Source organism: Leifsonia sp. EB34, from assembly GCF_041260585.1.
Lineage (GTDB): Bacteria > Actinomycetota > Actinomycetes > Actinomycetales > Microbacteriaceae > Leifsonia.
Genome location: NZ_JBGCCV010000004.1, coordinates 100468 through 126618 on the forward strand (window position 1 = coordinate 100468; position 26151 = coordinate 126618).

Here is a 26151-nt window from a genome sequence, read left to right on the forward strand (position 1 = left end):
ATTCCGGGCCGCGCGAGTGTAGTTCAATGGTAGAACTTCAGCTTCCCGAAGTTTAGGAAGCTGCTGTCCCAGTTGCGGCCAATCGCCTACGGTGCTCGCTGGATCGGTCCTTCGTGGCGGGTCTTTCGACTCTGCCGGGACGGGCCGCGGCGGCCGATGATTACGGCATGACGTGGAGCATCGAACGACAGGGCGGGGTTGCGGGCTTGGTGTCGGTGGGGATCGGACTCCTCGCGGAAGTGTTCGAACGCGGCATCGCCCGAGGGGGTACGGGCGCGGCGACGATCCGTCACTTTCAGGATCAGGCCGGCCCCGTGCGCATCCAGACGTTGCTCTTCGTCCTCGGCGCGGCGTTCCTGTTCTGGTTTCTGGCGGGGATGAGGTCCCGCCTGGCCGCGGCCGAGGGCGGCGACGGGTCGCTCGCGGTCCTGGCTCTGGTCGCGGGGGTCGGGTCGAGCACCGTCACGCTCATCGCCTTATCGGTGCAGGAGGCGTTGACGCTCGAGACGCCTTCGACGGCTCTCGCTGCACTCGACGACGCCCTGTTCTTGGTTGCCGGCCTGCCGCTGGCTGTCATGCTGGTGGCTGTCGCCGTGCTCACCTTCACGCGTCATGCGTTCGCGTCGTGGATCGGCTGGCTGTCGATCGCTGCGGCGCTTCTGGAGATCGTGCCGCTCTTCGGCATGATCGCCGGCAGCGGACCTCTGGCACCAGGCGGATGGGTATCTGCATTCCTGCCTTACCCGGCGTACCTCATTTGGCTGACTGCCGTCGCGATTCTGATGACAGTAAGACCCCTTTCAGAGAGCCGACGCGTGCGCCAGGAGGTTCCAGCGTCACTCCACGGCGCGCGGAACCCGGGCCATTCGGACGCTCTCTGACGGCCGACGCCACAGGCACTGATCCGATCGCTATTCAGGTCGTCGGGATCTTCGCCGCCAGCTCCTCGCCCCACCGACGGGCGCGTTCCAGCTCCCCCGCGGTGACGGGACCCGAGTACCCATGGACGCCGAACGTCTCCGGCTTGGCCGAAGGCCGAAAACCGAGCGCCACGAGTCGCTTCATGGCCTTCTTCGCCGCCGATCCAGGAAGGCGCGGTGTGGTGACCCTCGTGTCGAAAGTTGCTACCAGGACCGCTCGCTCTGCCGAAGAATGGGCCTCGATCCACTCCCGGATGCCTCGTGAAGGAATGTGTACGGCACCTTGTTGTCTGGCCGCCTCGCGCGTCGAGGCCGTCGACATCGAAAAGGCGTGAGTCGGACCCCCGACCACGAGCAGATCGACATCTGCGCCCAATTCCGCCGGAGCGGACACGGCATCCACTACATCCGTGCGATCAGCCCCGATCCCGGCGGCGATCTCACGGGCGACCTGCTCGGTGTTCCCCCACAGCGTCTCGAACACGACCACTACATGCATCGTCCCCCCTCTCGGCACACAGTAGCTCCCCTCCGTCCCACCCCGAAAGACCTCTTACCTGGGAGCGTGGCTCGCCGAGCCTTTGGCCGGCGATCGCGGCTCAACCGCGAGTCGGCCTCACGTTGTACCAAGGAAGCGGAACACTTCGTCGATAGCCATGCGATCGCCAGTCTGCCTCCACTCGAGCCTGCTCCCGGCCGTAGCGCTTCGAGGGGCAGTTGGTCCCATCGCAGCCAGTTCATCGCTCGTCGAACGTCATGGTTGTCCCGCTGGCCCATCACCGCGGATTCGCCGACACGAATGGAACTGCCATCGAGAGGCGACCTGCCCCGGAACTGTGATGACGCAGCGGAACTCCACGCCCGCAAGCACCCGGAGGATTGGATGCGGGAGGGGATGCATCTCGCATCACTCATCTCGATCGAGCGATCCCGGACTGGCCGCGTGACTACATTTTGACTACAAACGTCCGAGATTCAATGCGATCTATCGTGATCTCAGAGCATCGCTTTCCGCGGAAAATCAACGATGTGTCACCGTACGAGGGCCTATATCACGCCCCGATTTCGACTGAAAATCGAAAGGTCACCGGATCGATGCCGGTCGGAGCCACCAGATAAAAATCCCCGGTCCCATATGGAATCCGGGGGTTTTTGGTTGACTTCAGGCGTCGAACCCGCGTTCCCGGTAGAGGTCGATGCTCTCCTTCAGCGCCTTGAGCACGTACGGGGGGAACTCCATGCCGCTCTGCTCCGCCCAGAGCAGCTGCGCTTCGATACGGCCGACCTCGCGTGCGTACTTCTCGAGATCGTCGGCGAACCCGAGCACAGTCGCCACACCGCCCATCTGAGCGCGATAGCGGTCCTGGCCGTTCGTGCCGACGAGGTTGTAGGTCTTCTCCCTCAAGATGCGCGCCAGGTAGAGCTGCCACGGCTTGAGCTCGCCGCTCTGCACGAGTTGGGTCGCGCTCATCCGGTAGAACGCGAAGTGACCGGGCTCCTGCCGGCGGATCGGGCTGATGATGGTCTCGGCGATCGCGGCCTCGCCGAGGTCCAGCACCCCGTCGAAGAGGACGTTGTACGCCAGCACCGCCTGCCGTTCGGTACTCGCGCCGGTCAGGTAGTAGAGCAGCCGCGCGATGTCCTGGATGGACGAGAAGTGCGCGAGGGCACCCATGATCTTGATCTTGAACGAGACGGCGAGCTCGGGCTGGGCGGCCGGCCGGCCGAGATCCTGCTGCAGGCGGTCGAGGATCAGTCCGTGCTGGATCTCCTGCGGCTGCCACACGTCGGCGTAGAACATGCGGTCGACTTCGTGCACGTCAGGCAGCAGCACGAGCAGCTCCAGCACGTTCCGGTCGACCTCGAGCTCCACCCGCGCGAGGTAGTCGATGACGTGGCCATAGCGATCCGCGACGGCCTTCGGTGCGCGGACCTCACGGTCGACCGAGTCGAGAGCGATCGGCGGATGCTGCTCGCCGAGCCGCTGGACGTGCTCGAGGATCCTCTGCGGGGAGATGCGGTCAGTCATCACCTCCATCATGGACCGACATCGTCGCGGTGTCAGCGTGGAGACGGCCGTCAGGCTGTCCGGCGTGCCGCCGCGGAGTCGTACGGGCGGAGGCCGAGGTTCTCCCGCAGCGTGGTCCCCTCGTAGGCCGTCGGGTAGATGCCGCGTTCCTGCAGTTCGGGGACGAGACGGTCGACGATGTCGTCCAGGCCGGACGGGATGAGCCACGGGGTGATGTTGAAGCCGTCGACGACCCCGGCGTCGGCGTAGCGCTGCAGGGTGGCCGCCACCGATGACGGGCTGCCGACGAAGCCGCGGCCCGAGTTGAGGCGGATGACCAGCTCGCGGATGGAGAGGCCCTCCGCCTGCGCGCGCTCACGCCAGGCGTCGGCGGTGCTCTTGGCCTGGGCGGCGCGGAAGCCCGCGCCGCGCGTCTCCCCCGTCACGTCCTGGACGGGGTCGATGTCGGGCAGCGGCCCGTCCGGATGGTAGGCGCTGAGGTCGGTGCCCCAGATGTTCTCGATGAACGCGATCGCGGTCTGCGGGGTGACCTGCTTGCGGCGCACCCACCGCGCCTTCTCCTCCGCCTCCGCGTCCGTGTCGGCGAGGATGAACTCCTGGCCGGGGAAGATCCTCACATCGCCGGCCGGGCGCCCGGCTTTCAGGGTGCGCTGGCGGATGTCCGCGGCGAAGCTCTGGGCGTCGTCGAAGGCGCTGTGGGCCGAGAAGATGACGTCGGCCTGACGGGCGGCGAAGTCGCGTCCCTCCGCCGAGTCGCCGGCCTGGAAGAGCACCGGGCGTCCTTGCGGGCTCTGCGGGAGACGGCTGCGCCCCCGCGCACGGTAGTGCCCGGTGTCGACCTCCACCGTGCGAGACGGCGCGCCTGCGCTCCACACGTCCGCGTCCGGAGAGTCGGCGATTTCGGCATCCCAGGCGGCCCACAGCTCTTTTGCGGCGATCACGACAGCCTCCGCGTGACGGTAGCGGTCGGCGTGGTCGAGGTAGCCGCCGCGCCGGAAGTTCTCGCCCGTCCACGCGTTGTCCGTCGTCACCACGTTCCACGCGGCACGGCCGCCGGAGAGCAGGTCGAGGCTGGCGAAGTGGTGCGCGAGGTCCAGCGGGTCGTTGTACGTGGTGTTCTGCGTGGCCACCAGCCCGATGCGGGAGGTGACCGCGGCGAGCGCCGCCAGCTGCGTCTGCGCGTCGGGCCGGCCGGCGACGTCGAGCTGGTGGAGGCGGCCGAGGTGCTCGCGCAGTCGGAGCCCCTCCCCGAGGAAGAAGGCGGAGAACAGGCCGCGCTCGGCCGTCTGCGCGAGGCGGCGGAAGCTCTCGAAGTCGAGCTGGGAGCCGCTCTCCGGTTCGGTCCACACGGTCGAGAAGTTGACGCCCTGGAAGAAGACGCCGAAGCGGAGGACGGTCGGTGCGGTCATGCGGACTCCTGGTAGCGGTTGACGGCGTCGGGAAGGCCCAGCGTCGCGCGGAGGGTGTCGCCGGGGCGCGGGATGGCGAGCGGGATGCGGTCGCGGAGGCGCGGCGCGACGGCGAACAGGAACTCGGTGAGGTCGACGTCGAGCACGGCCGGGTGGAGGCGGACGCCGTCGACGGCGGAAGCGAGTGCGACGATCAGCTCGCTGAGCCCGTCGGCGGCTCCCGTGTAGCGCGCGCGGTGCGCGGGCCACGGTGTCCGGGCGTCGAGGGCGTGCAGCCGCTCGGTCGCCGGGACTCCCGCGGCGTCGAGCGCGAACTCGAGGTTCAGAACCGCGAGGGCGCCCGCCGAACGCAGGTGCGCCGCGGTGTCGGCCGCGCGCGCGATCAGCTCGTCCGCGCTGCCGGGCCGCACGTCGAAGAGCGCGACGTCCAGGTCGACGGTCCTGGCCAGGGCCGCCGCGCCGAACACCGGCAGGGCGCCTTGCGGCGATCGGGGCACGATCGACGGCCCCACGATCGAGTAGTCGTCGCCGGTGAAGCGGATGTGGTGCAGCCGGTCCCGGTCGAGGTACCGGCCGGTCGCGACGTCGCGGATCACGGCGTCGTACTCCCACGAGTCCCAGAGCCGGCGCGCCACCTCCACCGCATCCTGCGGTCGTCCCGGCTGCCCGTCGCGCCCATAGAGCGCCGCCGTCTCGGCGTCGTCCGCCGCGGTGGCGACCCAGCCGGCACGCCCGCGCGAGGCGTGGTCGAGCGACGCGAGCTGGGTGGCGACGTGGAACGGCTCGGTGTAGACGGTGTCGGCCTCCGGGACCAGACCGATCGCGCTGGTCAGCGGGGCGACGAACGCGGCCCGCTGGATCGCGTCCAGCCGGGCGGAGATGCCGTCGGGATCCGACGGAGGCACCGCCGAGTCGGCGAAGGTCGCGAAGGCAAAGCCAGCCCGTTCGGCCTCCTGTGCGCGCTCGGCGTGCACCCGCCCGCCGAGCAGCTCGACCGGGCTGTGCGAGGAGGCGCGCCAGGCCGCCGGGTGCGCGCCATCGCCGTCGAGCTCGACCCCGAGAAAAAGCGGCTGGTCCGCGCGGCTCATCTAGCGCTCCTCTCGTGCGGGATCTTCTCGCCGGCCTCGACCGGGAACACCAGCCGGTTGCCGGCCGGCGGCAGCGGACAGGTCGCGAAGTCGGTGTACGCGCACGGGAGGTTGACCGAACGGTTGAAGTCGAGGACGACGGACCCGTCGCGGTCAGGTGCGGCGACAGCCAGCGAGCGGTTGGCCGCGTAGGTGGTGACACCGCTGGTCACATCGGTGAACAGGAGGAACAGCGAGCCGGGGGTGCTCCCGTTGAAGGCGGTCAGCCGGTGGACGCCGCCATCGTGGGAGAACTCCACCTCCCCCGGAGCGGCGTAGACGTGCTGGAGGCCTTCGGCGACCGACCCGACCGTCACCTCGACCGGCTGGTCGAAGGGGACGAAGCGGCCCTCGACCGCCCACGCCTCATCGGGGCTGTAGGCCGGGGTCCCGCGGTACCCGGAGCGGGTGGGATGACCGGGATGCCGCGGGCGCAGCAGGTCGGACCCGCCGCGCTTCGCGATCTCGATCACCACGTCCCCGAAGGCGGCGACGCGCCCACCCCGCTCCGGGATGGGGCCGAAGGCGACACGGCACCCGACCGTGTCGCCGTCGACGAGGAGGGACTCACCATCGCGGAGCTCCACGACCGGGCCGTTCTCGGAGGTCCACCACAGCCCGGGCAGGCCGTCGTACGCGGTCGGCTCCGCGGTCAGCCAGTGCAGCGCGGTCACGGCGAGGAAGCCGTGGGCAGAGGCACGGTCGGCCTCGTGGGCCTGGTGCCACACCCTCCACTCGGACGCGAAAGCGGTGGTCGTGGTCTCTGATGCGATGGTCATCGTCGTCACCTCACTGGTTGCTGATCGGGAGCCCGGGCGGGTTGATCTCGGACGTCGGCAGGCCCTCGTTGGTGAGGTTGTACGCCTTCAGCCACTTCGCGTACTGGCCGTTGTCGATCAGGTAATTGATGGCGTCGGCGATCGGCTTGTCGAGGCCGCTGCCCTTCTTCACCGTGGCGGCGATCAGTCCCTGGAGGGTCTCCCCGGCGCCCGAGAAGGTGCCGGCGGTACGGGTGGGGTTAGCCGAGGACGCGCTCTGGGTGTTCTGGTACGCGGCTGTCGGGTTCGGCCCGAAGTTGGCGTCGATCTTGCCGGAGTCGAGCGCGAGGTAGGTGGAGTTCGCATCCGGGTAGTACTTGATGGTCAGGTCCTTGCCCTCCGCTGCGAGCTTCGACTTCCACTCCAGCAGGATCTTCTCCTGGTTGGTGCCGGAGCTGACGGCGATCGTCTTGCCGGCCAGGTTCTTGTAGTCGCCGCCGAACTCCCAGGTGTTCTTCTTCAGCACGGTGAAGGCGAGCTCGTCCTTGCGGTAGGAGGCGAAGTCGTACTTCTGCTTGCGCTGCTCGGTGTCGGTGATGTTCGAGAAGCCGACGTCGGTCGCGCCGGTGTCGATGCCGACGAAGAGGTTGTCCCAGGTCGCGTTCTTGACGTCGGGCTTCAGACCGAGCACGGCGGCGACGAGGCGGCCGAGGTCGGGCTCGGAGCCGGTGAGCGTCTTCTGGTCGTCGCCCGTGAACGCGAGCGGCGGGAAGCCGGCCGGCAGTGCACCGACGCCGATCACGAGTTTGCCGCTCGACTTCACCGTGGCGGGCAGCTCGTCGGCGATCTTCGCGACCTTCGCCACCTGGATGGTGGTCGGGGTGCCTGCGCCGTTGGTGTGCGCGGCGATGGCGACGCCGCCGTTCGAGGATCCGTCGTTCTCGGCTGACGCCTGTCCGGAGCAGGCCGCGAGAGAGACGACGAGGGCGGCCGACGCGAGGACGGCCCCGGCGACGACCAGGCGTCTGGGTGGGGTGATGCGGGGGGACATGGTTTCTCCTTGGTGAGGGGATGGGGGCTGGTGCGTTCAGAGCACGCGGCTCAGGAACTCTCGGGTGCGCGTTTCGCGCGGGTGGTCGAGCACGTCGGACGGGCGGCCCTGCTCGACCACGGCGCCGTCGTCGAGGAACACCACGCGATCGGCGACCTCGCGGGCGAAGCCGATCTCGTGGGTGACGACGACGAGGGTGACGCCACTGCCGGCGAGGGAGCGGATGACGCCCAGCACGTCGCCGACCAGCTCGGGGTCCAGGGCGGAGGTCGGCTCGTCGAACAGCAGCACCTCCGGCTCCAGTGCGAGCGCACGGGCGATGGCGACGCGCTGCTGCTGGCCTCCGGAGAGCTGCCGGGGGTAGGCCGACGCCTTGTCCGAGAGGCCGACCCGCTCCAGCAGTGCGCGCGCCTGCTCGCGAGCGGTCGCGGGAGGCGTGCCCAAAGCGATCGGGGCCTCCGACACGTTCTCGAGGATCGTCAGGTGCGGGAACAGGTTGAAGTTCTGGAAGACGAACCCGATGCGGCCCCGCTGCCGGAGGATCGCGCGCTCGCTGAGCTCCTTCAGCCGGCCACCGTGGACGCGCACCCCGATCAGCTCGCCGCCGACGACGACGTAGCCCTCGTCGAGCGGTTCGAGATGGTTGATGGCGCGCAGCAGCGTGGACTTGCCCGAACCGGACGGGCCGAGGATGACGGTGACCGTCCCGGCCTCGATCGTCAGGTCGACTCCGCGGAGCACGGGTCGGTCGCCGAAGGACTTGGTCGCGTTCGCGATCTCGATTCCGGCGCTCACGGGCGTGCTCCGATCGTGTTCCGCGTCCAGCGACGCAGCCGCTGGAACGGGGTGGGCGGCAGCGTCCGCACCGCGCCGCGTGCGTAGAAGCGCTCGACGTAGTACTGGATCACCGAGACCACGCTGGTGAGTACGAGGTACCAGATCGTGGCGACCACAAGCAGCGGGATGATGTCGGTCGGGTACGTGCTGCCGAGGTTCTGGACGACGCCGAACAGGTCGAGCAGCGACACATAGAACAGCAGGGAACTGGCTTTCAGCAGGCCGATGATCTGGTTGACGTAGGCCGGGACGATCGACCGCAGCGCCTGGGGGAGCACGATCCGGCGGAACTGCCGACCGCGCGGCAGACCGAGCGACTTCGCGGCCTCGTGCTGGCCCTGGTCGACCGAGAGGATGCCGGCGCGCACGATCTCGGAGCTGTACGCGATCTCGCTCAGGCTCAATCCGATGACGCCGAGCGTGAGGTCGGACAGCACGGACACCGTCTTCACCTGGACCTGCGGACCGAAGGGGATGCCGACCCCGATGGTCGGGTACAGGTTGCCGAGGTTGTAGAGGAAGATCAGCACGAGGATCAGCGGCACGGACCGGAACAGCCAGACGTACAGCCAGCTCACCGAGCTGAGCACCGGGTTGGCCGACAGCCGGGCCAGCGCCACGACGATGCCGCCCGCGAAGGAGACGACCGCGGAGATGGCGGTGGCCGCGAGGGTCAGTTGCAGGCCGGTGAGGATGGCCGGGCTGAACAGCCATTTGCCCACCTTCGCCCACTCCCACGACGGGTTCGTGAACAGCGTCTGCCCGAAGTTGAGCAGGAGCACGAGAACCAGGGCCGCCGCGATCCAGCGGCCGGGGTGACGAAGCGGGAGGACCGGGCGCTCGGCGAGGCGGCGTAGGTCGATTCCGTCCGGCAGCGGGCTGGTTGCCGCCCCGGTGCTGATCGCGGCCGACTGGACCGTCGGGCTGGCGGCGCTCATCGTTCTCCTCCGAGGTCCTTCTCAAAGGGGTGGATCCCGACCTCTTCGGCCGGAAGGGTGGTGTCGAAGAGCGGGCTGTAGCCGGCGGCGAGGTAGAGCGCCTTCGCCTCCGGCTGGCGGGGTCCGGTCGTCAGGTAGACCCGGGTGTACCCGCGCCGCGCCGCCTCCGCCTCGAGCTCCTCCACGACCCGGCGCGCCAGACCCTGACGGCGATGGGCGGAACTCGTCCAGATGCGCTTGAGCTCCGCGGTCTCGTCGTCGACGCGCTTGAACGCTCCGCCGGCGATGGGCACGCCTCCGCGCAGCAGCAGGACGAACGCTCCGCCATGCGAGGCGGAGAACAGCTCGGCGGGGTAGCGGCTCAGTTCGGTGGAGGCCCGCTCGCCGAAGAAGTCGCCGTAGCGGGTGTCGTATTCGAGCTCCAGCTCGGCCAGCAGCGGACCGGCCAGCTCGTCTGTCGCCTGGACATAGCGGAACTCGTCAGCGTCGACGTTCGCGACAGTCACCATGCCTCCTTTCGCGGGGTGTGAGCGGATGTTCGGACGACCGTACGGCGCATTCCACGCAGCGCGACAACCCCGGTTACGGATTGCGTCGGGCGCCGAAACAGTCCGTCACGGTCGCTTGCCGGGAGGTGGCCGCCGAGTGCAGGGTGACCGGATGCTCCCCCGTTCCACGCCTCCAGGGCTCACCACCGTCGTCGTCATCGGCGCCGGCCCGCGCGCCGTCGGCTGGCTGGAACGCTTCGCGGCGGCACGCTCGGTCACAGCCGAGCGACCGCGGGTCGTGGTGCACCTCATCGATCCGTTCCCGGCAGGCCCCGGCCGGATCTGGCGACGGGACCAGTCCTCGCTGCTCAAGCTGAACTCGATGGCGGAGGACGTCACGATGTTCACGGACGACTCGTGCGCGGTCGAGGGGCCCGTGCGTCCAGGTCCGTCGCTGCTGGAGTGGGTCGAGGCCGTCCGGGACGGGCGGATCCAGGACGTGGAGGTGGACCCGCACGTGGCGGAGGAGCTCGCCCGCCTGCGTCGCGGCGACTTCCCGACGCGACGCCTGCAGGCCCACTACCTGGACTGGTTCCTCCGCCGTGCCATTGCCGGGCTCGACGACCGCGCCGTCGTCATCCGCCGCACGGACACCGTCGTCGCCGTGGAGACCGGCGACGGCCACGAACTCGTCCGGCTCGCCGGCGGGGACGAACTCACCGCCGATGCGGTCGTCTACGCGATCGGCCACGCGGGAAGCGAGCCCGCCGGGGAGACCGCCGAACTCGTCCGGTTCGCGGAACGGCACGGCCTGCGTTACCAACCTCCCGCGTTCACAGCCGACGCCGACCTCTCGGCGTTCGGACCCAACGATGTCGTCGCCGTTCGCGGGATGGGGCTGGCCGCCATCGACCTGATCGTCCTGCTCACCGAGGGACGGGGCGGGCGTTACGTGCGCACGGGCGACGCGCTCGCGTACCTTCCGAGCGGCAGGGAGCCGAAGCTTCTCCTCGGCTCACGACGCGGCATCCCGTACCGTTCGAAGATCTCCTCGACGCTCGCCGGCGAACCACCGTCGCTGCGCTATCTGACCCCCGACGTTGTGGCGCACCTCACGCGCCAGCCGGATGCACTCGACTTCCGCCGGGACGTCTGGCCGCTCGTCGAACGCGAGATGCTGCACGGCTACTACCGCGAGTTGTTCACCGGTCATCCCGAGCGCACCACGCGTGCCTGGGAGGACTTCCGGAGCCACCTCGACGACGTCGATCCTCGTTCGGACGCGTGCCGGTCGCTGCTGGAGGACGCGATTCCCGATCCCGCCGACCATCTCCTCCTCGACCTCTTCGACCGCCCGCTGACCGGGGCACGATTCCCGGATCGGGACGAACTGCAGCGCTGGGTCCGCGCGCACCTCCACGACGACCTCCACCGACGCACGGCGCCCGAGCACAGCGCAACGCTCGGGCTCTTCACCGCCCTGCTACTGACGATGTTCGCGCTCGCGCCGGTCAGCGCCTCACCGGCGTGGACGGAGGAGTCGAGGATCCGCGACCTTCACGGTTGGTGGCCGGCCTACTTCAGCTACGTCGCGTCCGGACCACCCGGACACCGCATCGCCGAACTCATCGCGCTCTCCGAGGCCGGTGTCGTCGAATTCGCCGGCGCGGACATCAGCGTCGAGGCGGACGAGGGACTGGGTCGCTTCGTCGTCTCCAGCACCTCCGTCGACGGCAGCATCGCCGTGGACGCGCTCATCGACGCCTGGCTGCCGCCCGCGCACGCGGACCGGACCGACAACGCCGCGTTGCGCGACCTCGCCGTCTCGGCGGTCGGCTCCTTCCGTCACGGGATGCTGCGCGTCGACCCGGCGGACTCACGCGTCATCGACGCGGCCGGCCGGCCGCACCCGCGGCGGTGGGCGATCGGGCCGTTCACGGACGCGCCGTTCGCGGGAGCGTTCTCGCGCCCGAACACCAACGCGCTCTCGTTCCGCGAGAACGATCGCGCGGCCCACGCCGTGATCCAGCAGCTCGGCCGAGCCGCGGACAGTTCCATCGAGCGCTCCGTGCTTCCGCGGACGCTCGCGCTCACGGGGGAATCGCTATGACATTCGACGAGTATCTGCTCGAAGTGCGCGAGTATCTGCTCGAAGTGCGCGCGGGGATCGACCTCGACCGGCCGTCTCGCATCGCTTTCAATGCGGTCGTCGACCCGTACCAGCTCGCGCACTGGTTCGCCGATCGGGCGAGGGTCACCGCACGGCGCGGCGGCGGCTACGAGATCACCCGCGCGGGCGAGAACGCCACGGGCCGCATCCTCGACCTCGTCCCGGGCCGCCGGGTGCTGATCTCCTGGGATCCCGTGCAGCCGTCGCACATCGTCGTCCCCGGTTCGGAGCTGGAGTTCTTCGTCGAGCCGACTCCGACCGGGTCCCGAGTCCAGGCCGTGTGGTGGAAGATCCCGACAACGCGGTCGGAGCCCTTGACCCTCGACCTGAGCCGGCGCCTCGACCGGCTCCGCGAAACCGTGTAGCTACGGCGCCGACGGCGGGCTGAGCAGGTCCGCGTGATGGATGGCCGCCACGTTCGGGTGTGCTCGGAGCCGGTACCGGAGCGCGTTGTCGCCGTAGGTCTCGAGGATCGGGTTGTTCGTGGGGTCAGCGGACAGTCCGCGCGCCTCGGCCTTCAGTTCCGGCGGCAACTCCAGCCGCGGCATCGTCGACTCCAGCGCGGGGTTGAAGAAGAAGGGGATGGAGATGCGGTCCGTTCCGAGTGCCGGAGACTCCACGCGGTGCAGGGTCGCCTTCAGGTAGCCGTCGGTGGCGAGCTCGAGCATCTCGCCGATGTTGACGACGAATGCGCCGGGGATCGAGGGGGCGTCGATCCAGGCGCCCTCGTGCTCCACCTGCAGGCCGCCCTTGCCCGGTTCGACGAGGAGCAGCGTCAGAACGCCGCCATCCCGGTGCGCGCCCACGCCCTGCTCGGGAACCTCGGCGCTCCTCCCCGGGTAGCGCACGATCTTGATCAGCGAGAAGGGGTGGTCGGCGAACGCGTCGTCGAACACGTCCGCCGGGGAGCCCAGTGCCACAGCCCACGTACGCAGGAGGCGCAGGGACAGCGCGCTGAGCCGCTCGCGCCACTCGGTGATCGCGGTCTCGAGCTGCGGGAGGGCGGCCGGCCACAGGTTCGGGCCCTCCAGCCTGTGGAAGGCCGGGCCGCCATCCACGGTCTCGCGCTCTTCACCGATGTCGATCTGCTCGCGCCAGTCGACCTCCCCGTTGGTGAGCTCCTCACCGGTGCGCGTGTACCCGCGGAACTGCGGGCTGCGCACGCTCTCGATCGCGAGCTTCTCGGCTTCGGGCAGGTCGAAGAACCGGCGTGAGACGTCCAGGACCTCGTCGATCAGCTCCTGCGGGATGCCATGGCCGACCAGGTAGAAGAACCCCACGTCGTGCGTGACCTGCCGCAGCGTGTCGCGGAAAGCCGCCGCGGACTCATCGCCCTGGTCGAGTTCCGAGATGTCGAGGATGGGAAGCGCATCGAGAGCCATTCCTCCATCGTCGCACGGAGACGATCGTCGCCGCTTCAGCGTGACGCGTCGATGAGCAGCGCCGCCATGCGCCGTGCGGCCGTGGCGGCTGAGACCTGCTTGTCCATCTGCGCGGTCGTCGTGGCGCCGTCGTAGAGGATCACCAGCTGCTGGGTCGTCCAGGCCGGATCGGTGACGCCGAGCTCGGCGACGAGTCCACCGATGAGCCCGTGGAGCCAGTCGCGGAACCTCTCGCTCGCCGCCTCTTCCACGCCACCCGGCTCGGCTTCCGCGACCGCGTTCACGAATGCGCAGCCGCGGTAATCGGGCTTCGCGAAGAGGATGCCGAGGGAGTCGAAGATCGAGAGGAGGCGGTCCCGAGGGTCCGGCCCGGCTGATGCGATCCCGTCGTCGATGGTCTTCTCCCAGGCGGCGTGGCGACCGGCCAGGTACGCGGAGACGAGCTCGTCCTTCCCGCCTTCGAAGTTGTAGTAGAGCGATCCCTTGGCGACCTGCGCCTTCTCGAGCACGCGATCGATGCCGACGGTGTGGATGCCCTCGGTGTAGAACAACTCGTCGCTGGCGCGAAGCAGTCGTTCGCGCGCGGACTGCTTCTTGGACGGAGAATCGGTCATCCGGTTCACTGTACCTTTTCGACGCCGGCGAACCCGTCGGTCAGATGGCCGCCCGGCCGCCGTCGACCGCCAGGGTGACGCCGGTGATGTAACTCGCCGCCGGCGAGGCGAGGAAGCCGATGGCGTCCGCGATCTCCTGGTCGGTCCCCGGGCGCCCCATGATGGTCGTCTCGCCCAGTGCCGCAGTGTCCCCCTTCGCGCCCGGGGTGGCGACGGGGCCGGGTGCGACCGCGTTGACCCGGACTCCACGCGGGCTGAACTCAGCGGCCCAGGCGCGGGTGAGGGCGGACAACGCAGCCTTGGTCGCGCTGTAGGCCGCGCCGCCGGCGAGGCCCACGTTGGCGGCCATGCTGGAGACGCTCACGACCGCACCGTCGCCTCGATCGGCCATGGCGGCGGCCAACCGGGAGGTCAGCAGGTAGGCCGACTCCACGTTCCCGGTGAACAGGTCGCCGAGCGTCTCCGCCGAGAGCTGGTCGCTCGGCCCGAACCACGCGAGCCCGGCGTTGTTGATGAGGATGTCGACCTCGCCCGCGTCCTCCGCCAATCGCAGAGCCTGGGCGGGGTCGGAGAGGTCGGCCGCGACGAATCGCGCTCGGCCTCCGGCCAGCTCGATCTCTTCCACGACCTGCGTGCCGCGGTCGACGTTGCGGCCGTGCACGACGACGTTCGCGCCCTGCGCGGCGAGCTGGAAGGCGGCAGCCCGCCCGAGTCCGGAGGTCGCGCCGGTGACGAGGGCCGTCTTTCCTGCGAGCGACCAGGAGTTCTGGGTTTCCATGAGAGCAATCCTTTACGTTTGTACCGATCTGTCTAAAGACACTTTAGACAGGTCTGTCTAATAACGCAAGGGTCTCTGGCTCCGATGTTCCGGGTCAGAATCTGCAGCCTCCTGTGGCGAGGTAGTCGTGCACCATCTTCACGACGCTCGCCCCCTCGCCGACCGCCGCGGACATCCGCTTGACCGAACCGCTGCGCACGTCGCCCACGGCGAAGACGCCCGGGAGCGAGGTCTCGAAGGGCTGCGATCGCGACTCGACGGCGCTCGACCGTGGGCCCGTCGTGAGATACCCGCGTTCGTCGCGGTCGATATCGGAGCCGAGCCAGGCGGTCGCGGGCCGCGCCCCGATGAAGACGAAGAGGTGGGCCGTGTCGAGCTCCTCGCGTTCGCCGGAGGTCCGGTGCGCGACGGTGACGGATTCGAGCCGGTCTCCCCCGCCGGCCTCCACGACTTCGGACTGCAGATGCACGCTGATGCGCGGGTGGTCCTCCACCTGGACGACCAGGTACCGCGACATGTCTGCGCCGAGCTCGGCCCCGCGGACGACGAGGTGGACGCGGGAGGCGGTTCCGGCGAGGAAGACGGCCGCCTGTCCCGCCGAGTTGCCGCCGCCGACGACCACGACCGGATCGATTCCGCACTCGCGCGCCTCGTTGATCGTCGCCGCGTAGAAGACGCTCGTGTACTCGAAGCGTTCGAGGTTCTTCGCCGGCAGCCGGCGGTACTCCATCCCGGACGCCACGACGACGGCCCGAGGGGACACCGTCGTCCCGTCGGAGAAGCGCACCGTGAGCGCGCCATCGACGGAGCCGAGTTCCTGGGCGGCGGCCGGCGCGAAGAGGGTGGCGCCGAACTTGGCAGCCTGGAGGCCGGCACGCTCGGCGAGTTCTGCGCCCGAGATCCCGGCGGGGAAGCCGAGATAGTTCTCGATCCGGGCCGATCGCGCGGCCTGGCCGCCCGTGGCGACGGCGTCGGAGAGGACCACCGACAGGCCGTCCGAAGCGGCGTACACCGCCGCGGCAAGGCCCGCCGGCCCGGCGCCCACGACCAGGAGGTCGCACGTGGCACGCGGGCGGGTCCGGGCGAGACCGAGCGCACTCGAGAGCTCTTCGATGGACGGATTCCGTAGGATGCGCGAGCCGCCGACGATCACGACGGGGAGGTCGCTCGTCGCGAGGCGCATCCGCCGCACTATGGCCTCCGCCGATGGATCGCCCTCCAGGTCAAGCAGCCGGTGCGGGACGCGGTTGCGCGCTGCCAGATCGAGTAAGCGGCGGGTGTCCGGGGAGAATCGGGATCCGACGATGCGAAGCCCCTCTCCCAGCCCGATCGCCATCGAGCGCCGGATGAGGTACGCGCGCAGGATCAGATCGCCGAGGAGCGGGTCGCTGGTGATGATCCGCTCCAGGGCGGGCAGGGGCACGGCGAGCACGGTGCTGCTTTCGACCACAGTGATCGTGGCGAACGAGGGCTGCCCCTCGAGCAGCCCGATGTCGCCGACGAAACGGCCGGGCCCGTGGAGCTGATGGCCCTCGCCGTCATCGACGGCGAGCCGGCCCTCGACGACCGCGAAGAAGGAGTCGAGCGGCTCGCCCGCCCGAGCGAGAACCTGCCCTGCGGCGACGGCTTCGGTGCTGCCGTGCTCGCGGAGCACCTGCAACTGCGGCGGTGAGAGCCGCGGGTACGCCCCGAACGCGTCGGGTGTCTCGGCTTCTGGCGTCTCAGCGTCCGGCGTCTCCGCGCCCGCGACGCTCACGCGAAGTTCTCATCGACGTAGCACCACATCCAGTCCTCGCCCGGCTCGATCGAACGGACGATGGGGTGCAGGTCGTGCAACGCATGCGCTCGCGCGTGTTTCATCGGCGAGGAGTCGCAACAGCCGACCTTGCCGCAGGTCAGGCACAACCGCAGGTGCACCCAGGGCGTGCCGAGCGCCAGGCAGTCCTCGCACGCACCCGGGGTGCGCGGGGTCACGGGGCGCACGTACACGAGGTGCGGATCGCTAAGGACGGCCACGATCCGCCCCCGCAGCCTCGTCTTCTCTCTTCATCTTCTTCTCCTGAGTGCGCCGCAGCATCGCGTCGTCGAACCAGCGGCGGAGGACCGCGACGGGCGCCGCCCCGGCCTGGCGCGCGATGACCTCGCCGTGGTCCATGATGAGCAGGGTCGGCACGGCCTGAACGGTGAAACGGGACGACAGCCGGGGCGCCCTGTCGACATCCACCTTGACCAGTTTCACCTCGCCCGCCCGCTCTCTGGCCAGTTCCGCCAGCACCGGGCTGACCATCCGGCAGGGGCCGCACCAGGTGGCCCACATGTCGACGATCACCGGCGGGTCCGACTTCACCGCGATCTCCTCGAAGGTGTCATCGAGTGCGTCGACGATCCACGGGAGGGGCTTGTGACAGTTCGCGCAGCGGGGGCGCCCGCTCGCGGCGACAGGGACGCGGTTCTTCCGGCCGCAGTTCGGGCAGCGGATGATCGTGGTGGCGGTGGGAGTCGTCATACCGCGACCTCGGCGTCGGCGTCCGCGGCCGCCGGCGCCTGCACCGCGTCGACGACGATGTCGCCGTCGCGCACATCGATCCGGACCGTCGAGCCGTCTACCACCGCCCCCGAGAGGAGCGCCCTCCCCAACCGGGTCTCGATGTCGTGCGAAATGTATCGGCGCAGCGGTCTCGCGCCGTACAGCGGATCGTAGCCGCGCTCCGCGATGAGGCGCCGCGCCTCCGGGGTCACTTCGAGCGTGATCTGGCGTTCCGCGAGCCGGCGCTCCAGGTCGCCCATCAGCAGGTCGACGATGGACTCGATCTGCTCCAGCCCGAGCGGGGCGAAGACGATGATGTCGTCGACCCGGTTGAGGAACTCGGGCCGGAACCGGCCGCGCAGCTCCGCCAGCACCAGATCCTTGACGTCCTGGGGGATCGCTCCGCTGCTGTCCCGGGACCCGGTCAGCAAGTGCTCGGCGCCGATGTTGGAGGTCATGATCACGATGGTGTTGCGGAAGTCGACCGTGCGGCCCTGGCTGTCGGTGATGCGCCCGTCGTCCAGCACCTGCAGCAGCGTGTTGAACACGTCCGGATGCGCCTTCTCGATCTCATCGAAGAGCACGACGCTGTACGGTCGGCGTCGCACGGCCTCGGTGAGCTGACCGCCCTCGTCGTACCCGACGTATCCCGGCGGGGCTCCGACCAGCCGGCTCACCGTGTGCCGCTCCTGGTACTCGCTCATGTCGAGCCGGATCATCGCGGACTCGCTGTCGAACAGGGCACCGGCCAGGGCTTTCGCGAGCTCGGTCTTGCCGACGCCGGTGGGGCCGAGGAAGATGAACGACCCGATCGGCCGCCGCGGGTCGCGGATGCCCGACCGGGCACGGATGATCGCCTCGGTGACCAGGGTCACGGCCTCCTCCTGGCCGACCACACGCTCGTGCAGGACCTCGTCGAGCTTCAGCACCTTCGAGCGCTCCCCCTCCTGGAGTCGCGCCACGGGGATGCCCGTCCAGGCCGCGACGATCTCGGCGATCTCCTCGTCGGTCACCACCTCGCGCAGCAGCCGCTGCGTGCCCTGTTTCGACTGCAGCCTCTGCTCTTCGGCCGCGAGCTGCCGCTCGAGTTCGGCGAGCTTGCCGTAGCGCAGTTCGGCCGCCCGGTTGAGGTCGTACCTGCGCTCGGCGTCTTCGGCGTCGCGGCGCACCCTCTCGAGCTCGCTGCGGAGCTCCTGCACCTTGCGGATCGCTTGACGTTCGGCCTCCCATTGCGCTCGTTTCGCGTTCGCCTCCGCCTGCAGGTCGGCGAGTTCGCGCCGCAACTCCTCCAGCCGGATCCGGCTCGGCTTGTCCTTCTCCTTCGACAGGGCCGCCTCCTCGATCTCCAGTCGGGTCACGCGCCGGGTGAGCTCGTCGAGGTCGGCCGGCATCGAGTCGATCTCCGTGCGCAGCCGCGCGCAGGCCTCATCGACGAGGTCGATGGCCTTGTCGGGCAGGAACCGGTCGGTGATGTAGCGGTGCGAGAGGGTCGCGGCGGCCACGAGCGCATTGTCCTGGATGCGCACCCCGTGGAAGACCTCCAGGCGTTCGCGCAGCCCGCGGAGGATCGAGATGGCGTCCTCGACGCTCGGCTCGTCCACCATCACGGTCTGGAAGCGCCGTTCGAGGGCGGCGTCCTTCTCGATGTGCTGCCGGTACTCGTCCAGCGTCGTCGCGCCGATGAGGTGGAGCTCGCCGCGGGCAAGCATGGGCTTCAGCATGTTCCCCGCGTCCATCGCTCCCTCGGTGGCTCCCGCTCCGACGAGGGTGTGCAGTTCGTCGATGAACAGCAGGATGCGCCCTTCCGCGGCCACGACCTCGGCGAGGACGGCCTTCATCCGCTCCTCGAACTCGCCGCGGTACTTGGCCCCGGCGACAAGGGCTGCGAGATCGAGCTGGAAGACCGTCTTGTCGCGGAGCCCTTCGGGGACGTCGGTGTTGACGATCCGCTGGGCGAGCCCCTCCACGATCGCCGTCTTGCCGACGCCCGGCTCACCGATCAGGACCGGGTTGTTCTTCGTCTTGCGCGACAGGATCTGGATGACGCGGCGGATCTCGGTGTCGCGCCCGATCACCGGGTCGAGCCGGCCGGCGCGCGCGTCGGCCACCAGGTCGCGGCCGTATTTCTCCAGCGCCTCGTAGGTCTGCTCGGGCGTCGCGGAGTTCACGTGCTGGTTGCCGCGGACGGCGGTCAGCGCGTTGAGGAAGCTCTCCCGGGTCACGCCGTTGCTCTGCAGCAGGCGCGAGGCCGCACTGCCGCTGGGATCGTCGGCGAGCGCGAGCAGCAGGTGCTCGACCGAGACGTAGGAGTCCTTCAGTCGGTTCGCCTCCCGCTCGGCCCGGTCGAGGGTCGCCGCGAGGGTCTTGGAGAGGAACACCTGGCCGGGCGTCGCACCGGGGCCGGTCGTCCTCGGCTTGCGCTCGATGGCGTGCTGCACCTCGTTCAGCAGGACGGTCAGGTCGACGCCGGCGGCTTCGAGCAGCCGAGGGATCAGGCCGCCCTCCTGCGTGAGCAGCGCGAGCAGCAGGTGCTCGTTCTCCGTCTCCGTCTGCCCGTTGCGGCTCGCGATGCTCTGCGCCTCCTGCAGGGCTTCCTGGGACTTCTGGGTCAGCTTGTTCATCTCCATGGCGGAGTCTCCTTTCCGGAGCGGATCACCGACCGCCGGCCCTCGAGCAGGTCGATCCGGGCGAGCAGGTCGAGAACGAGGGCGACGGCCGCGTAGTTGAGCGACAGGTCGGCGTGCAGCCGCACGACGCGCCGTACCTGTTCCGGCGCGTCCGGGGCGAACCACAACCGACCCGACCCGTCCACCCGGGCGGGGACCAGCCCGAGCTCGAAGAACCGCCGGACCAGCTCCGGATGGACGCCGGCCGCGACCGCGACCATCCCGAGGTCCAGACGGGGCGGGATCACCGGGAGGAAGGGGGAACTCATGATGACGACCTCGGATCGAAGGAGGATTCGCGCTTCAACTGCTCGAAGAGCTCGCGTTCACGGTCGGTGGGGTGTGGCGGCACCATGATCTTGATCCGGGCGAACAGGTCGCCCGGCTTACCTCCGGGCTGCGGCATCCCTTCGCCCTTCAGCCGCAGGCGTCGCCCGCTCGACGAGCCGGGCGGCACGCGTACGGTGATGGGACCGCCCGGAGCACGGGTGGAGACGTTCGCCCCGAGAGCGGCCTCCCACGGGGTGATGGGCAGGTCCATCTCGATGTTGTTGCCGTCGAGGCGGAGGCGGCGGTCCGGCTTCACCCGGAAGGTGATGACCAGGTCCCCGGCCGCGCCGTCCTGCCTCCCGGGCCGGCCACCGCCGGAGACCCGGATGCGCTGGCCGTCGAGGGCGCCGGGAGGGATCTGGACCTCGAACGTCTGACGGTCGCCGTCCGGTCCGGACAGGACGACCGTCCTCGGGCCGCCGCGGAAGGCCTCCTCGACGGTCAGGACGAGTTCGGCCTCGGAGTCCATTCCCCTCATCGAGCCGAAGACGTCGCCGAAGAGATCGTCCCAGTCGACCGAAGCGCCGCCCGGACCGGCTCCGGCCTGCGCGCTCGACCAGCTGAACCCGGACGCCCCGGGGCGGGCCCTGGTCCGGCCTCCAGCACGGCCGGCACCGGCACCGGCGGCGGCCCCCGGTGAGGCGTACTCGCGCTCGGCGCCCGCGTAGCGGCGGAAGTCCGGTCCGAAGCGGTCGTACTGGGCGCGCGACTCGGGGTCGTTCAGCACGTGGTACGCCTCGCTGATCTGCTTGAACGTGTCCTCGGCGCCCGGCTGCTTGTTCACGTCCGGGTGATACTTCCGCGCCAGCTTGCGGTAGGCGCGCTGGATCTCCTTGGCGTCGGCCGACCGCGAGACGCCCAGGAGCTGGTAGTAGTCGTCCGCCACGGCGTCACTCCCGCGTCGCTGTGACGACCACGCCGGCGGGCCGCAGCAGTCGCTCGGGAGTGCCGAACCCGAGCCGGGTGACCGCCACCACCGTCCGCGGCGCGAGCTCGTCGCTGTCGATGACCGACACGACCTCGTGGATGCGCGGGTCGAACGGCACGCCCGCGGCATCGATGCGCGGGTAGCCGAGGCGCTCGAGCGCGGAGACCGCTTGTTCGCGGATCGACTCGATGCCTTCGGCCAGCGGGTCGTCCACCTGCTTGGCGTAGGTGACCGCATCCGCGAGCCCGTCCACGACGGGGAGGAAGACGGCTGCGGCGCGGGCGCGCTCGGCGTCGCGGGCCACGGCGAGTTCGCGGGCGGCCCGCTTGCGGGTGTTGTCCAGATCCGCGGCCGCACGGCGCCAGCGATCGTCGAGCTCCGCGAGCCGGGCATCCCGGTCGTCCGGAGGCTGTGCGGCCGGCTCGTCCGTCGCGTCGGCCCGGTCGGCGGACGCGAACTCCTCCTCGCCTTCCGCGCTGCGCGCGTCCGAGGTCTCCATGTCGGCAGGACCCTTCAGTTCCGGTCGAAGTCGGCGTCGACGACGTCGTCGTCTTCGGTGTCGTCGGCCTCGGCCGCGCTGTCCGGGGAGGACGCGCCCTGGGCACCGCGGGCGACGGACAGGGCGGCGTCCACCTGCTGCAACTCGCTCGTCAGCTCGCGCGCCTCGGCCGCGGGCACCTCGCGCCCGACGGCGTCCCGCGCCTGCCCGATCAGCATCTCGGCGCGCGACCGCTCGTGCGCCGGCACGGACTCGCCGCGCTCCGCGAGCGCCCGCTCGACCCGGTAGGCGGCCGAGTCCAACTCGTTGCGGGCGTCGATGTCTTCGCGCAATTGCTGATCTTCGGCGCGATGCTGCTCGGCCTCGCGCACCATCCGTTCGATCTCTGCCTGGTCGAGCGTGGTGGTGCCGCTGATGGTGATGCCCTGCTCCGCCCCGGTGTCCTTGTCTCGGGCAGTGACATTGAGGATGCCGTTGGCGTCGATGTCGAACGTCACTTCGACCTGGGGTTCGCCGCGCGGTGCGGGCCGGATGCCGGTCAGCGTGAACCGACCGAGCACGCGGTTGTCCGCGGCGCGCTCGCGTTCGCCCTGCAGCACGACGATCTCGACCGAGTCCTGGTTGTCCTGAGCGGTGGAGAACACTTCGCTCCGGCGCGCCGGGATGGTGGTGTTGCGTTCGATGATCGTCGTCATCACCCCGCCGCGCGTCTCCACCCCGAGCGAGAGCGGCGTCACGTCGAGCAGGAGCACGTCGCTGACCTCGCCCTTCAGCACTCCCGCCTGGATGGCCGCACCGATGGCGACCACTTCGTCCGGGTTCACGGTCATGTTCGGGTCTTTGCCGCCGGTGAGCCGCTTGACGAGGTTCTGCACGGCGGGGATCCTCGTCGAACCGCCCACCAGGATCACCTCGTCGATGTCGTTCTCTGTGACCTTGGCGTCCTCCATCGCCTGACGCACCGGGCCGAGGCAGCGCTCGACCAGGTCGGCGGTGATGTTGTCGAAGGTGGCGCGCTTGAGCGTCGTCGTCAGGTGCTTCGGACCGGCGGCGTCCGCGGTGATGAACGGCAGGCTCACCTGCGTCTGGCTCACCGTGCTGAGTTCGACCTTCGCCTTCTCGGCCGCCTCGAACAGCCGCTGCAGGGCCTGGGGGTCGTTGCGGAGGTCGATGCCGTTCTCCTTCTGGAACTCGTCCGCGAGGTAGTCCACGATCCGTCGATCGAAGTCGTCGCCGCCGAGGTGCGTGTCACCCGCGGTCGAGCGCACCTCCACGACGCCGTCGCCGACATCGAGCAGGCTCACGTCGAAGGTGCCGCCGCCGAGGTCGAAGACGAGCACGGTCTCGTGCTCCTTTTTATCCAGCCCGTACGCGAGTGCGGCCGCGGTCGGTTCGTTGATGATGCGGAGCACCTCGAGGCCGGCGATGCGCCCGGCGTCCTTCGTCGCCGTGCGCTGCGCGTCGTTGAAGTACGCCGGGACGGTGATGACCGCCTCGGTGACCTTCTCGCCGAGGAACTTGCCGGCATCGTCGGCCAGCTTGCGCAGCACGAGCGCGCTGATCTCCTCCGGGGCGTACAGCTTGCCCCGGATGGTGAACCTGGCTTCGCCGTTCGGACCCGCCACGATATCGAATCCGACGGCTTTGGCCTCCTCGTCGATCTCCTCGAAGGAGCGCCCGATAAAGCGCTTGGCCGACGAGATGGTCCCCTTCGGGTTCAAGATCGCCTGCCGTCGGGCGAGCTGCCCGACGAGTCGCTCACCGGTGTCGGTGAAGGCGACGACCGAGGGCGTCGTGCGAGCGCCCTCCGCGTTCGGGATGACCTTCGCCTCGCCTCCCTCCCATACCGCGATCACCGAGTTCGTGGTGCCGAGGTCGATGCCCACTGCTTTGGCCATGGAACGCTCCTTCTTCGCACTGCCGCCGGGTCAGTCACCCGAGGGCGTCTCGCTGGTGCCAGGCGACGGGGAGATGTCCACCTGGCGAGGTCTGCTCGATTCGTCGACCGGAACGAGCACGGTCAGCACACCGTTGCCGAAGTGCGCCATGAGCTTCGCGCTGTCGAGGCCGTCGCTGAGGAAGAGCTGGCGGACGAACTCGCCGCGCGGACGCTCGTCGATGAGGACGATGTCGTCCGGCGCGAACTTCGGGCGCCGCTGCACCGTGATGGTGACGACGTTGCGTTCGACCCGCACATCGATGTCGCCGATGTCCGCGCCGGGCGCATCCGCTATGACGACGTACTGATCCCCTCGCCGGTACGCCTCCAGCGGCACCGCGTAGGTTCGCCGGTTCGCGCCGAGCGCCTGCTCGACGACGCGATCGGCGTCACGGAACGCGTCGAATCCCATCAGAGTCACGAGACCCTCCTCCGCGCTTCGATCACGCCGCACCCGGTGTCGAGTGTGCGCCGCCGGGTACGCGTTCTCTTCGACCCGCGAGGGCGAAAGAAACCCCCGACGTTGCACTGTCAGGTCGAACCGAGGAGGCTTAGCGTTGGCGTGGGAGTTCACACAATGGGCGTATCCAACGATCCGGACCCTGTCGCGCACCCCGGCCCCGACCCCGAGGCCCAGGCCGGGCTGTACGACATCTTCAGAATGGGTTCCCGGATGTTCGAGCATCCGTCGACTCGCGAGACGCTGCGCCTCGCGGCGGCCTCCGCCGAGAGGATCGCCGGGTGCGCCGTCGCCGCCGTGTATGTGTCCTCGCACGGGCGTCTGGTCCGGTATTCGGGCGACGCCGACGCCCGACTCGACCTGCTCGTGGACGAACGCGCGGGAATCAGCGGTGTGCTCGCCCCCGCGGACGATGGGGCGTGGCGCTATGCGCTCGTCTTCCGCGGGACCGGGAAGGTGAAGGGAGCCTTCGTGCTCCAGGCGGCGGCGGAGCCGTCCAGCGCCGAGATGTTCCTCCTCCTCGCCCTGACGGAGCCGACCGGAGCCGCGCTGGCCGCGGCGGAGCTCATCGACCGCGAGCGGCGTCAGGCCCGCGAGTTGCGCCGGCTCGGCAAGGCGCAGGAGGCCTCCAATCGCACGATGGCCGCCACGATCGTGCGGCTGAACGCCCAGCAGCAGATCCGCGACTCGATCGTGGTCGCGGCCGGGTCCGGAAAGGGCGAGGCGCAGATCGTCGCGACCGTGAGCGACATCACCCAGCGATCGGTCGTGCTGCAGGACTCCTTCGGCAATGAGCTCGCGCTCGTCAGCGTCACCGACCCCTCACCGCCCTCCGGGATCATCCTGTCCGCCGGAGACCTGTCAGCGGGCGGCCACTCGAACGCGGGTTGGCGGTCGACACCGATCCGCTCGCGCGGGGAGACGCTCGGCGTCATCGGCATCTACGATCCGGAGGACAGCCGGAGCGACGACGACCGCTTCGCCGTCGAGTACGCGAGCGCGACGATCGCCGTCGAGCTCGCCCATCGCCGGAATGTCGCGGAAGTCGAACTCCGGCTCGGTCGCGACCTGGCGGACGACCTCGTCGCAGGCGCCCAGGTCGACGCTCTCGCGCGAGCCGAAGCGCTGCACTTCGACCTCGGCGGCTTCCAGCGCGCGGTGCTCGTCGTGTGGGAGTCGCCGACGCCGAACCGCGTCGACGTCAGTGCCGCCGTCCGCTACGAGCTCGCGGACATGCACGTTCCCGCCCTGGTCTCACGGCGGCCGGAGGCGACGCTCGCGGTGGTCGCGGACGGCCATGACCTGTCGAGCCTGTACGAGCGGGTGTCCGCCGCCCTGACCAGCGTGCGAGGCACGATCGGCATCGGGGGACGGTGCGCTGCGGAGGACCTCCCCCGCTCCTTCGCCGAGGCGGCACAGGCCGTGCGCATCCGGACCGAGTCCCGTCAGCCGCTCGGGCTGTCGAATCACGACGACCTCGGGCTGCTCCGCATCCTCGACACCTCCGATGACGCGGTGCGGCTCGAGCGCTACGTCGACGAATGGCTCGGCGTGCTCATCGAGCACGACCGCCGGCACCGCTCCGAACTCGTCCGCACCCTGGCCGTGTACCTCGACTCCGGCGGGAACTACGACCGGACGTCCGCAGCCCTCATCATCCACCGGAGCACGTTGCGCTATCGCCTCAACCGGATCCGCGAAGTGACCGGCCGGGACATCGGCGACCCCGAAGCCCAGCTCAATCTGCACATCGCCATCCGGGCACGGGCGGCTCTGCAGGACAACTTCCGCTGAGACCCAGCCCGCGGCACAGCGAGAACTCAGAGGAGCTGGTCGAAGACGCGCGTGACCTTGTCCCAGTGCTCCGTCGACGGGTTCTTCACTTTCTCGTCGAGGATCCGGAACGTCCGGGCCAGCGCCACGCCGAGGCCGCCGGCGATCCGCGGAAGCCTCTCCTCGGTCTCGTCGCTGTAGACGGCGTCGAGCGGGGGCCGCCTGGTGAGCTGTTCGAGGATCGCGTCCAAGGACACGTCCTCATCGATCGCTTCGTACGCCTGGATGGACTCCTGCAAACCTTTCGTGATCGGCAGGTCCTGCGGCTCGATGACGTCGCGGCCGTTGGCTTTCGCATTCGCCACGCCCCGCAGAAGCAGGTCGTAGATCTTGTCGTTGACGAAGTCGTCGAAGCGCCGCAGATCGTCCTTGTCGACGTCGAGACTGGCGGCCAGACGGAAAAAGCGTTCGAACTTGGCTATACCGAAAAGTTCCATGATGTCGGTGCTCCTGATGTGCTCGATTTAC

The 26151-nt window shown here is 69.5% G+C and carries 26 protein-coding genes; 4 read left to right on the forward strand and 22 right to left on the reverse strand.

Annotated elements, in window-relative coordinates; translation table 11 throughout:
- Window positions 1-167: 167 nt before the first annotated feature.
- Complete coding sequence (locus ABIA36_RS18490) at window positions 168-881, forward strand: hypothetical protein (protein WP_369964037.1); 714 nt, start codon at window positions 168-170, stop codon at window positions 879-881.
- A gap of 34 nt (window positions 882-915) precedes the next feature.
- Here the strand turns inward: ABIA36_RS18490 and ABIA36_RS18495 are convergent, their stop codons facing one another.
- The 9 genes from ABIA36_RS18495 to ABIA36_RS18535 form a co-directional block, all read right to left on the reverse strand.
- Window positions 916-1419 (reverse strand): flavodoxin family protein, encoded by a 504-nt coding sequence (locus tag ABIA36_RS18495; RefSeq protein ID WP_369964038.1) that lies wholly within the window; start codon window positions 1417-1419, stop codon window positions 916-918.
- Window positions 1420-2082: 663 nt separating this feature from the next.
- Window positions 2083-2949 (reverse strand): GTP-binding protein LepA, encoded by an 867-nt coding sequence (locus tag ABIA36_RS18500; protein ID WP_369964039.1) that lies wholly within the window; start codon window positions 2947-2949, stop codon window positions 2083-2085.
- A 50-nt stretch (window positions 2950-2999) separates the two neighbouring features.
- The gene (locus tag ABIA36_RS18505; RefSeq protein ID WP_369964040.1) at window positions 3000-4358 is read right to left on the reverse strand and encodes an NtaA/DmoA family FMN-dependent monooxygenase; all 1359 of its coding nucleotides are present in this window, start codon (window positions 4356-4358) and stop codon (window positions 3000-3002) included.
- Window positions 4355-5446: an LLM class flavin-dependent oxidoreductase gene (locus ABIA36_RS18510; RefSeq protein WP_369964041.1), complete on the reverse strand. Its 1092-nt coding sequence runs from the start codon at window positions 5444-5446 to the stop codon at window positions 4355-4357. Before ABIA36_RS18510 ends, ABIA36_RS18505 begins: the two co-directional genes overlap by 4 nt.
- A complete protein-coding gene (locus tag ABIA36_RS18515; protein ID WP_369964042.1) occupies window positions 5443-6264 on the reverse strand; it encodes a DUF1684 domain-containing protein in 822 nt (273 codons plus the stop codon). Before ABIA36_RS18515 ends, ABIA36_RS18510 begins: the two co-directional genes overlap by 4 nt.
- 10 nt (window positions 6265-6274) lie before the next feature.
- Window positions 6275-7294, reverse strand: coding sequence for a transporter substrate-binding domain-containing protein (locus tag ABIA36_RS18520; protein WP_369964043.1), 1020 nt, complete (start codon window positions 7292-7294; stop codon window positions 6275-6277).
- Window positions 7295-7330: 36 nt separating this feature from the next.
- Window positions 7331-8089, reverse strand: coding sequence for an amino acid ABC transporter ATP-binding protein (locus ABIA36_RS18525; RefSeq protein ID WP_369964044.1), 759 nt, complete (start codon window positions 8087-8089; stop codon window positions 7331-7333).
- Window positions 8086-9069, reverse strand: a complete 984-nt coding sequence (locus ABIA36_RS18530) for an amino acid ABC transporter permease (protein ID WP_369964045.1) — start codon at window positions 9067-9069, stop codon at window positions 8086-8088. Before ABIA36_RS18530 ends, ABIA36_RS18525 begins: the two co-directional genes overlap by 4 nt.
- A complete protein-coding gene (locus ABIA36_RS18535) occupies window positions 9066-9578 on the reverse strand; it encodes a GNAT family N-acetyltransferase (protein ID WP_369964046.1) in 513 nt (170 codons plus the stop codon). Before ABIA36_RS18535 ends, ABIA36_RS18530 begins: the two co-directional genes overlap by 4 nt.
- A 151-nt stretch (window positions 9579-9729) precedes the next feature.
- Here ABIA36_RS18535 and ABIA36_RS18540 point away from each other — a divergent pair, with 151 nt between their 5' ends.
- Both ABIA36_RS18540 and ABIA36_RS18545 read left to right on the forward strand, forming a co-directional pair.
- Window positions 9730-11667, forward strand: coding sequence for an FAD/NAD(P)-binding protein (locus tag ABIA36_RS18540; RefSeq protein ID WP_369964047.1), 1938 nt, complete (start codon window positions 9730-9732; stop codon window positions 11665-11667).
- Window positions 11664-12092 (forward strand): SRPBCC domain-containing protein, encoded by a 429-nt coding sequence (locus ABIA36_RS18545; RefSeq protein WP_369964048.1) that lies wholly within the window; start codon window positions 11664-11666, stop codon window positions 12090-12092. The genes ABIA36_RS18540 and ABIA36_RS18545 overlap by 4 nt, the downstream gene beginning before the upstream one ends.
- Here ABIA36_RS18545 and ABIA36_RS18550 read toward each other — a convergent pair whose 3' ends face one another.
- The 12 genes from ABIA36_RS18550 to ABIA36_RS18605 all read right to left on the reverse strand — a co-directional run bounded on the left by ABIA36_RS18550 (window position 12093) and on the right by ABIA36_RS18605 (window position 23802).
- Window positions 12093-13109 (reverse strand): isopenicillin N synthase family dioxygenase, encoded by a 1017-nt coding sequence (locus ABIA36_RS18550; RefSeq protein WP_369964049.1) that lies wholly within the window; start codon window positions 13107-13109, stop codon window positions 12093-12095.
- Window positions 13110-13144: 35 nt separating this feature from the next.
- Window positions 13145-13723 (reverse strand): TetR/AcrR family transcriptional regulator, encoded by a 579-nt coding sequence (locus ABIA36_RS18555; RefSeq protein WP_369964050.1) that lies wholly within the window; start codon window positions 13721-13723, stop codon window positions 13145-13147.
- Window positions 13724-13763: 40 nt separating this feature from the next.
- A complete protein-coding gene (locus ABIA36_RS18560) occupies window positions 13764-14501 on the reverse strand; it encodes an SDR family NAD(P)-dependent oxidoreductase (RefSeq protein ID WP_369964051.1) in 738 nt (245 codons plus the stop codon).
- A 94-nt stretch (window positions 14502-14595) separates the two neighbouring features.
- Window positions 14596-16257 (reverse strand): FAD-dependent oxidoreductase, encoded by a 1662-nt coding sequence (locus ABIA36_RS18565; RefSeq protein ID WP_369964052.1) that lies wholly within the window; start codon window positions 16255-16257, stop codon window positions 14596-14598.
- Window positions 16254-16475, reverse strand: a complete 222-nt coding sequence (locus tag ABIA36_RS18570; RefSeq protein ID WP_369964053.1) for a UBP-type zinc finger domain-containing protein — start codon at window positions 16473-16475, stop codon at window positions 16254-16256. Before ABIA36_RS18570 ends, ABIA36_RS18565 begins: the two co-directional genes overlap by 4 nt.
- A 28-nt stretch (window positions 16476-16503) precedes the next feature.
- A complete protein-coding gene (gene trxA / locus ABIA36_RS18575) occupies window positions 16504-17007 on the reverse strand; it encodes a thioredoxin (RefSeq protein ID WP_369964054.1) in 504 nt (167 codons plus the stop codon).
- A complete protein-coding gene (gene clpB, locus ABIA36_RS18580) occupies window positions 17004-19655 on the reverse strand; it encodes an ATP-dependent chaperone ClpB (RefSeq protein WP_369964055.1) in 2652 nt (883 codons plus the stop codon). Before clpB ends, trxA begins: the two co-directional genes overlap by 4 nt.
- A complete protein-coding gene (locus ABIA36_RS18585) occupies window positions 19646-19963 on the reverse strand; it encodes a chaperone modulator CbpM (protein ID WP_369964056.1) in 318 nt (105 codons plus the stop codon). The genes clpB and ABIA36_RS18585 overlap by 10 nt, the downstream gene beginning before the upstream one ends.
- Entirely contained in the window at window positions 19960-20910 is a 951-nt protein-coding gene (locus ABIA36_RS18590; protein WP_369964057.1) for a DnaJ C-terminal domain-containing protein, read from the reverse strand. Before ABIA36_RS18590 ends, ABIA36_RS18585 begins: the two co-directional genes overlap by 4 nt.
- Before the next feature lie 4 nt (window positions 20911-20914).
- Window positions 20915-21451, reverse strand: coding sequence for a nucleotide exchange factor GrpE (locus ABIA36_RS18595; protein ID WP_369964058.1), 537 nt, complete (start codon window positions 21449-21451; stop codon window positions 20915-20917).
- A gap of 14 nt (window positions 21452-21465) precedes the next feature.
- A complete protein-coding gene (gene dnaK, locus ABIA36_RS18600) occupies window positions 21466-23349 on the reverse strand; it encodes a molecular chaperone DnaK (RefSeq protein WP_369964059.1) in 1884 nt (627 codons plus the stop codon).
- A 30-nt stretch (window positions 23350-23379) separates the two neighbouring features.
- Window positions 23380-23802 (reverse strand): Hsp20/alpha crystallin family protein, encoded by a 423-nt coding sequence (locus ABIA36_RS18605; RefSeq protein ID WP_369964104.1) that lies wholly within the window; start codon window positions 23800-23802, stop codon window positions 23380-23382.
- 165 nt (window positions 23803-23967) lie between these two features.
- Between ABIA36_RS18605 and ABIA36_RS18610 the strand changes: the two genes are divergently transcribed.
- The gene (locus ABIA36_RS18610; protein WP_369964060.1) at window positions 23968-25644 is read left to right on the forward strand and encodes a PucR family transcriptional regulator; all 1677 of its coding nucleotides are present in this window, start codon (window positions 23968-23970) and stop codon (window positions 25642-25644) included.
- 26 nt (window positions 25645-25670) lie between these two features.
- Here the strand turns inward: ABIA36_RS18610 and ABIA36_RS18615 are convergent, their stop codons facing one another.
- Complete coding sequence (locus ABIA36_RS18615) at window positions 25671-26120, reverse strand: DUF1931 family protein (RefSeq protein ID WP_369964061.1); 450 nt, start codon at window positions 26118-26120, stop codon at window positions 25671-25673.
- Between the last annotated feature and the right edge of the window lie 31 nt (window positions 26121-26151).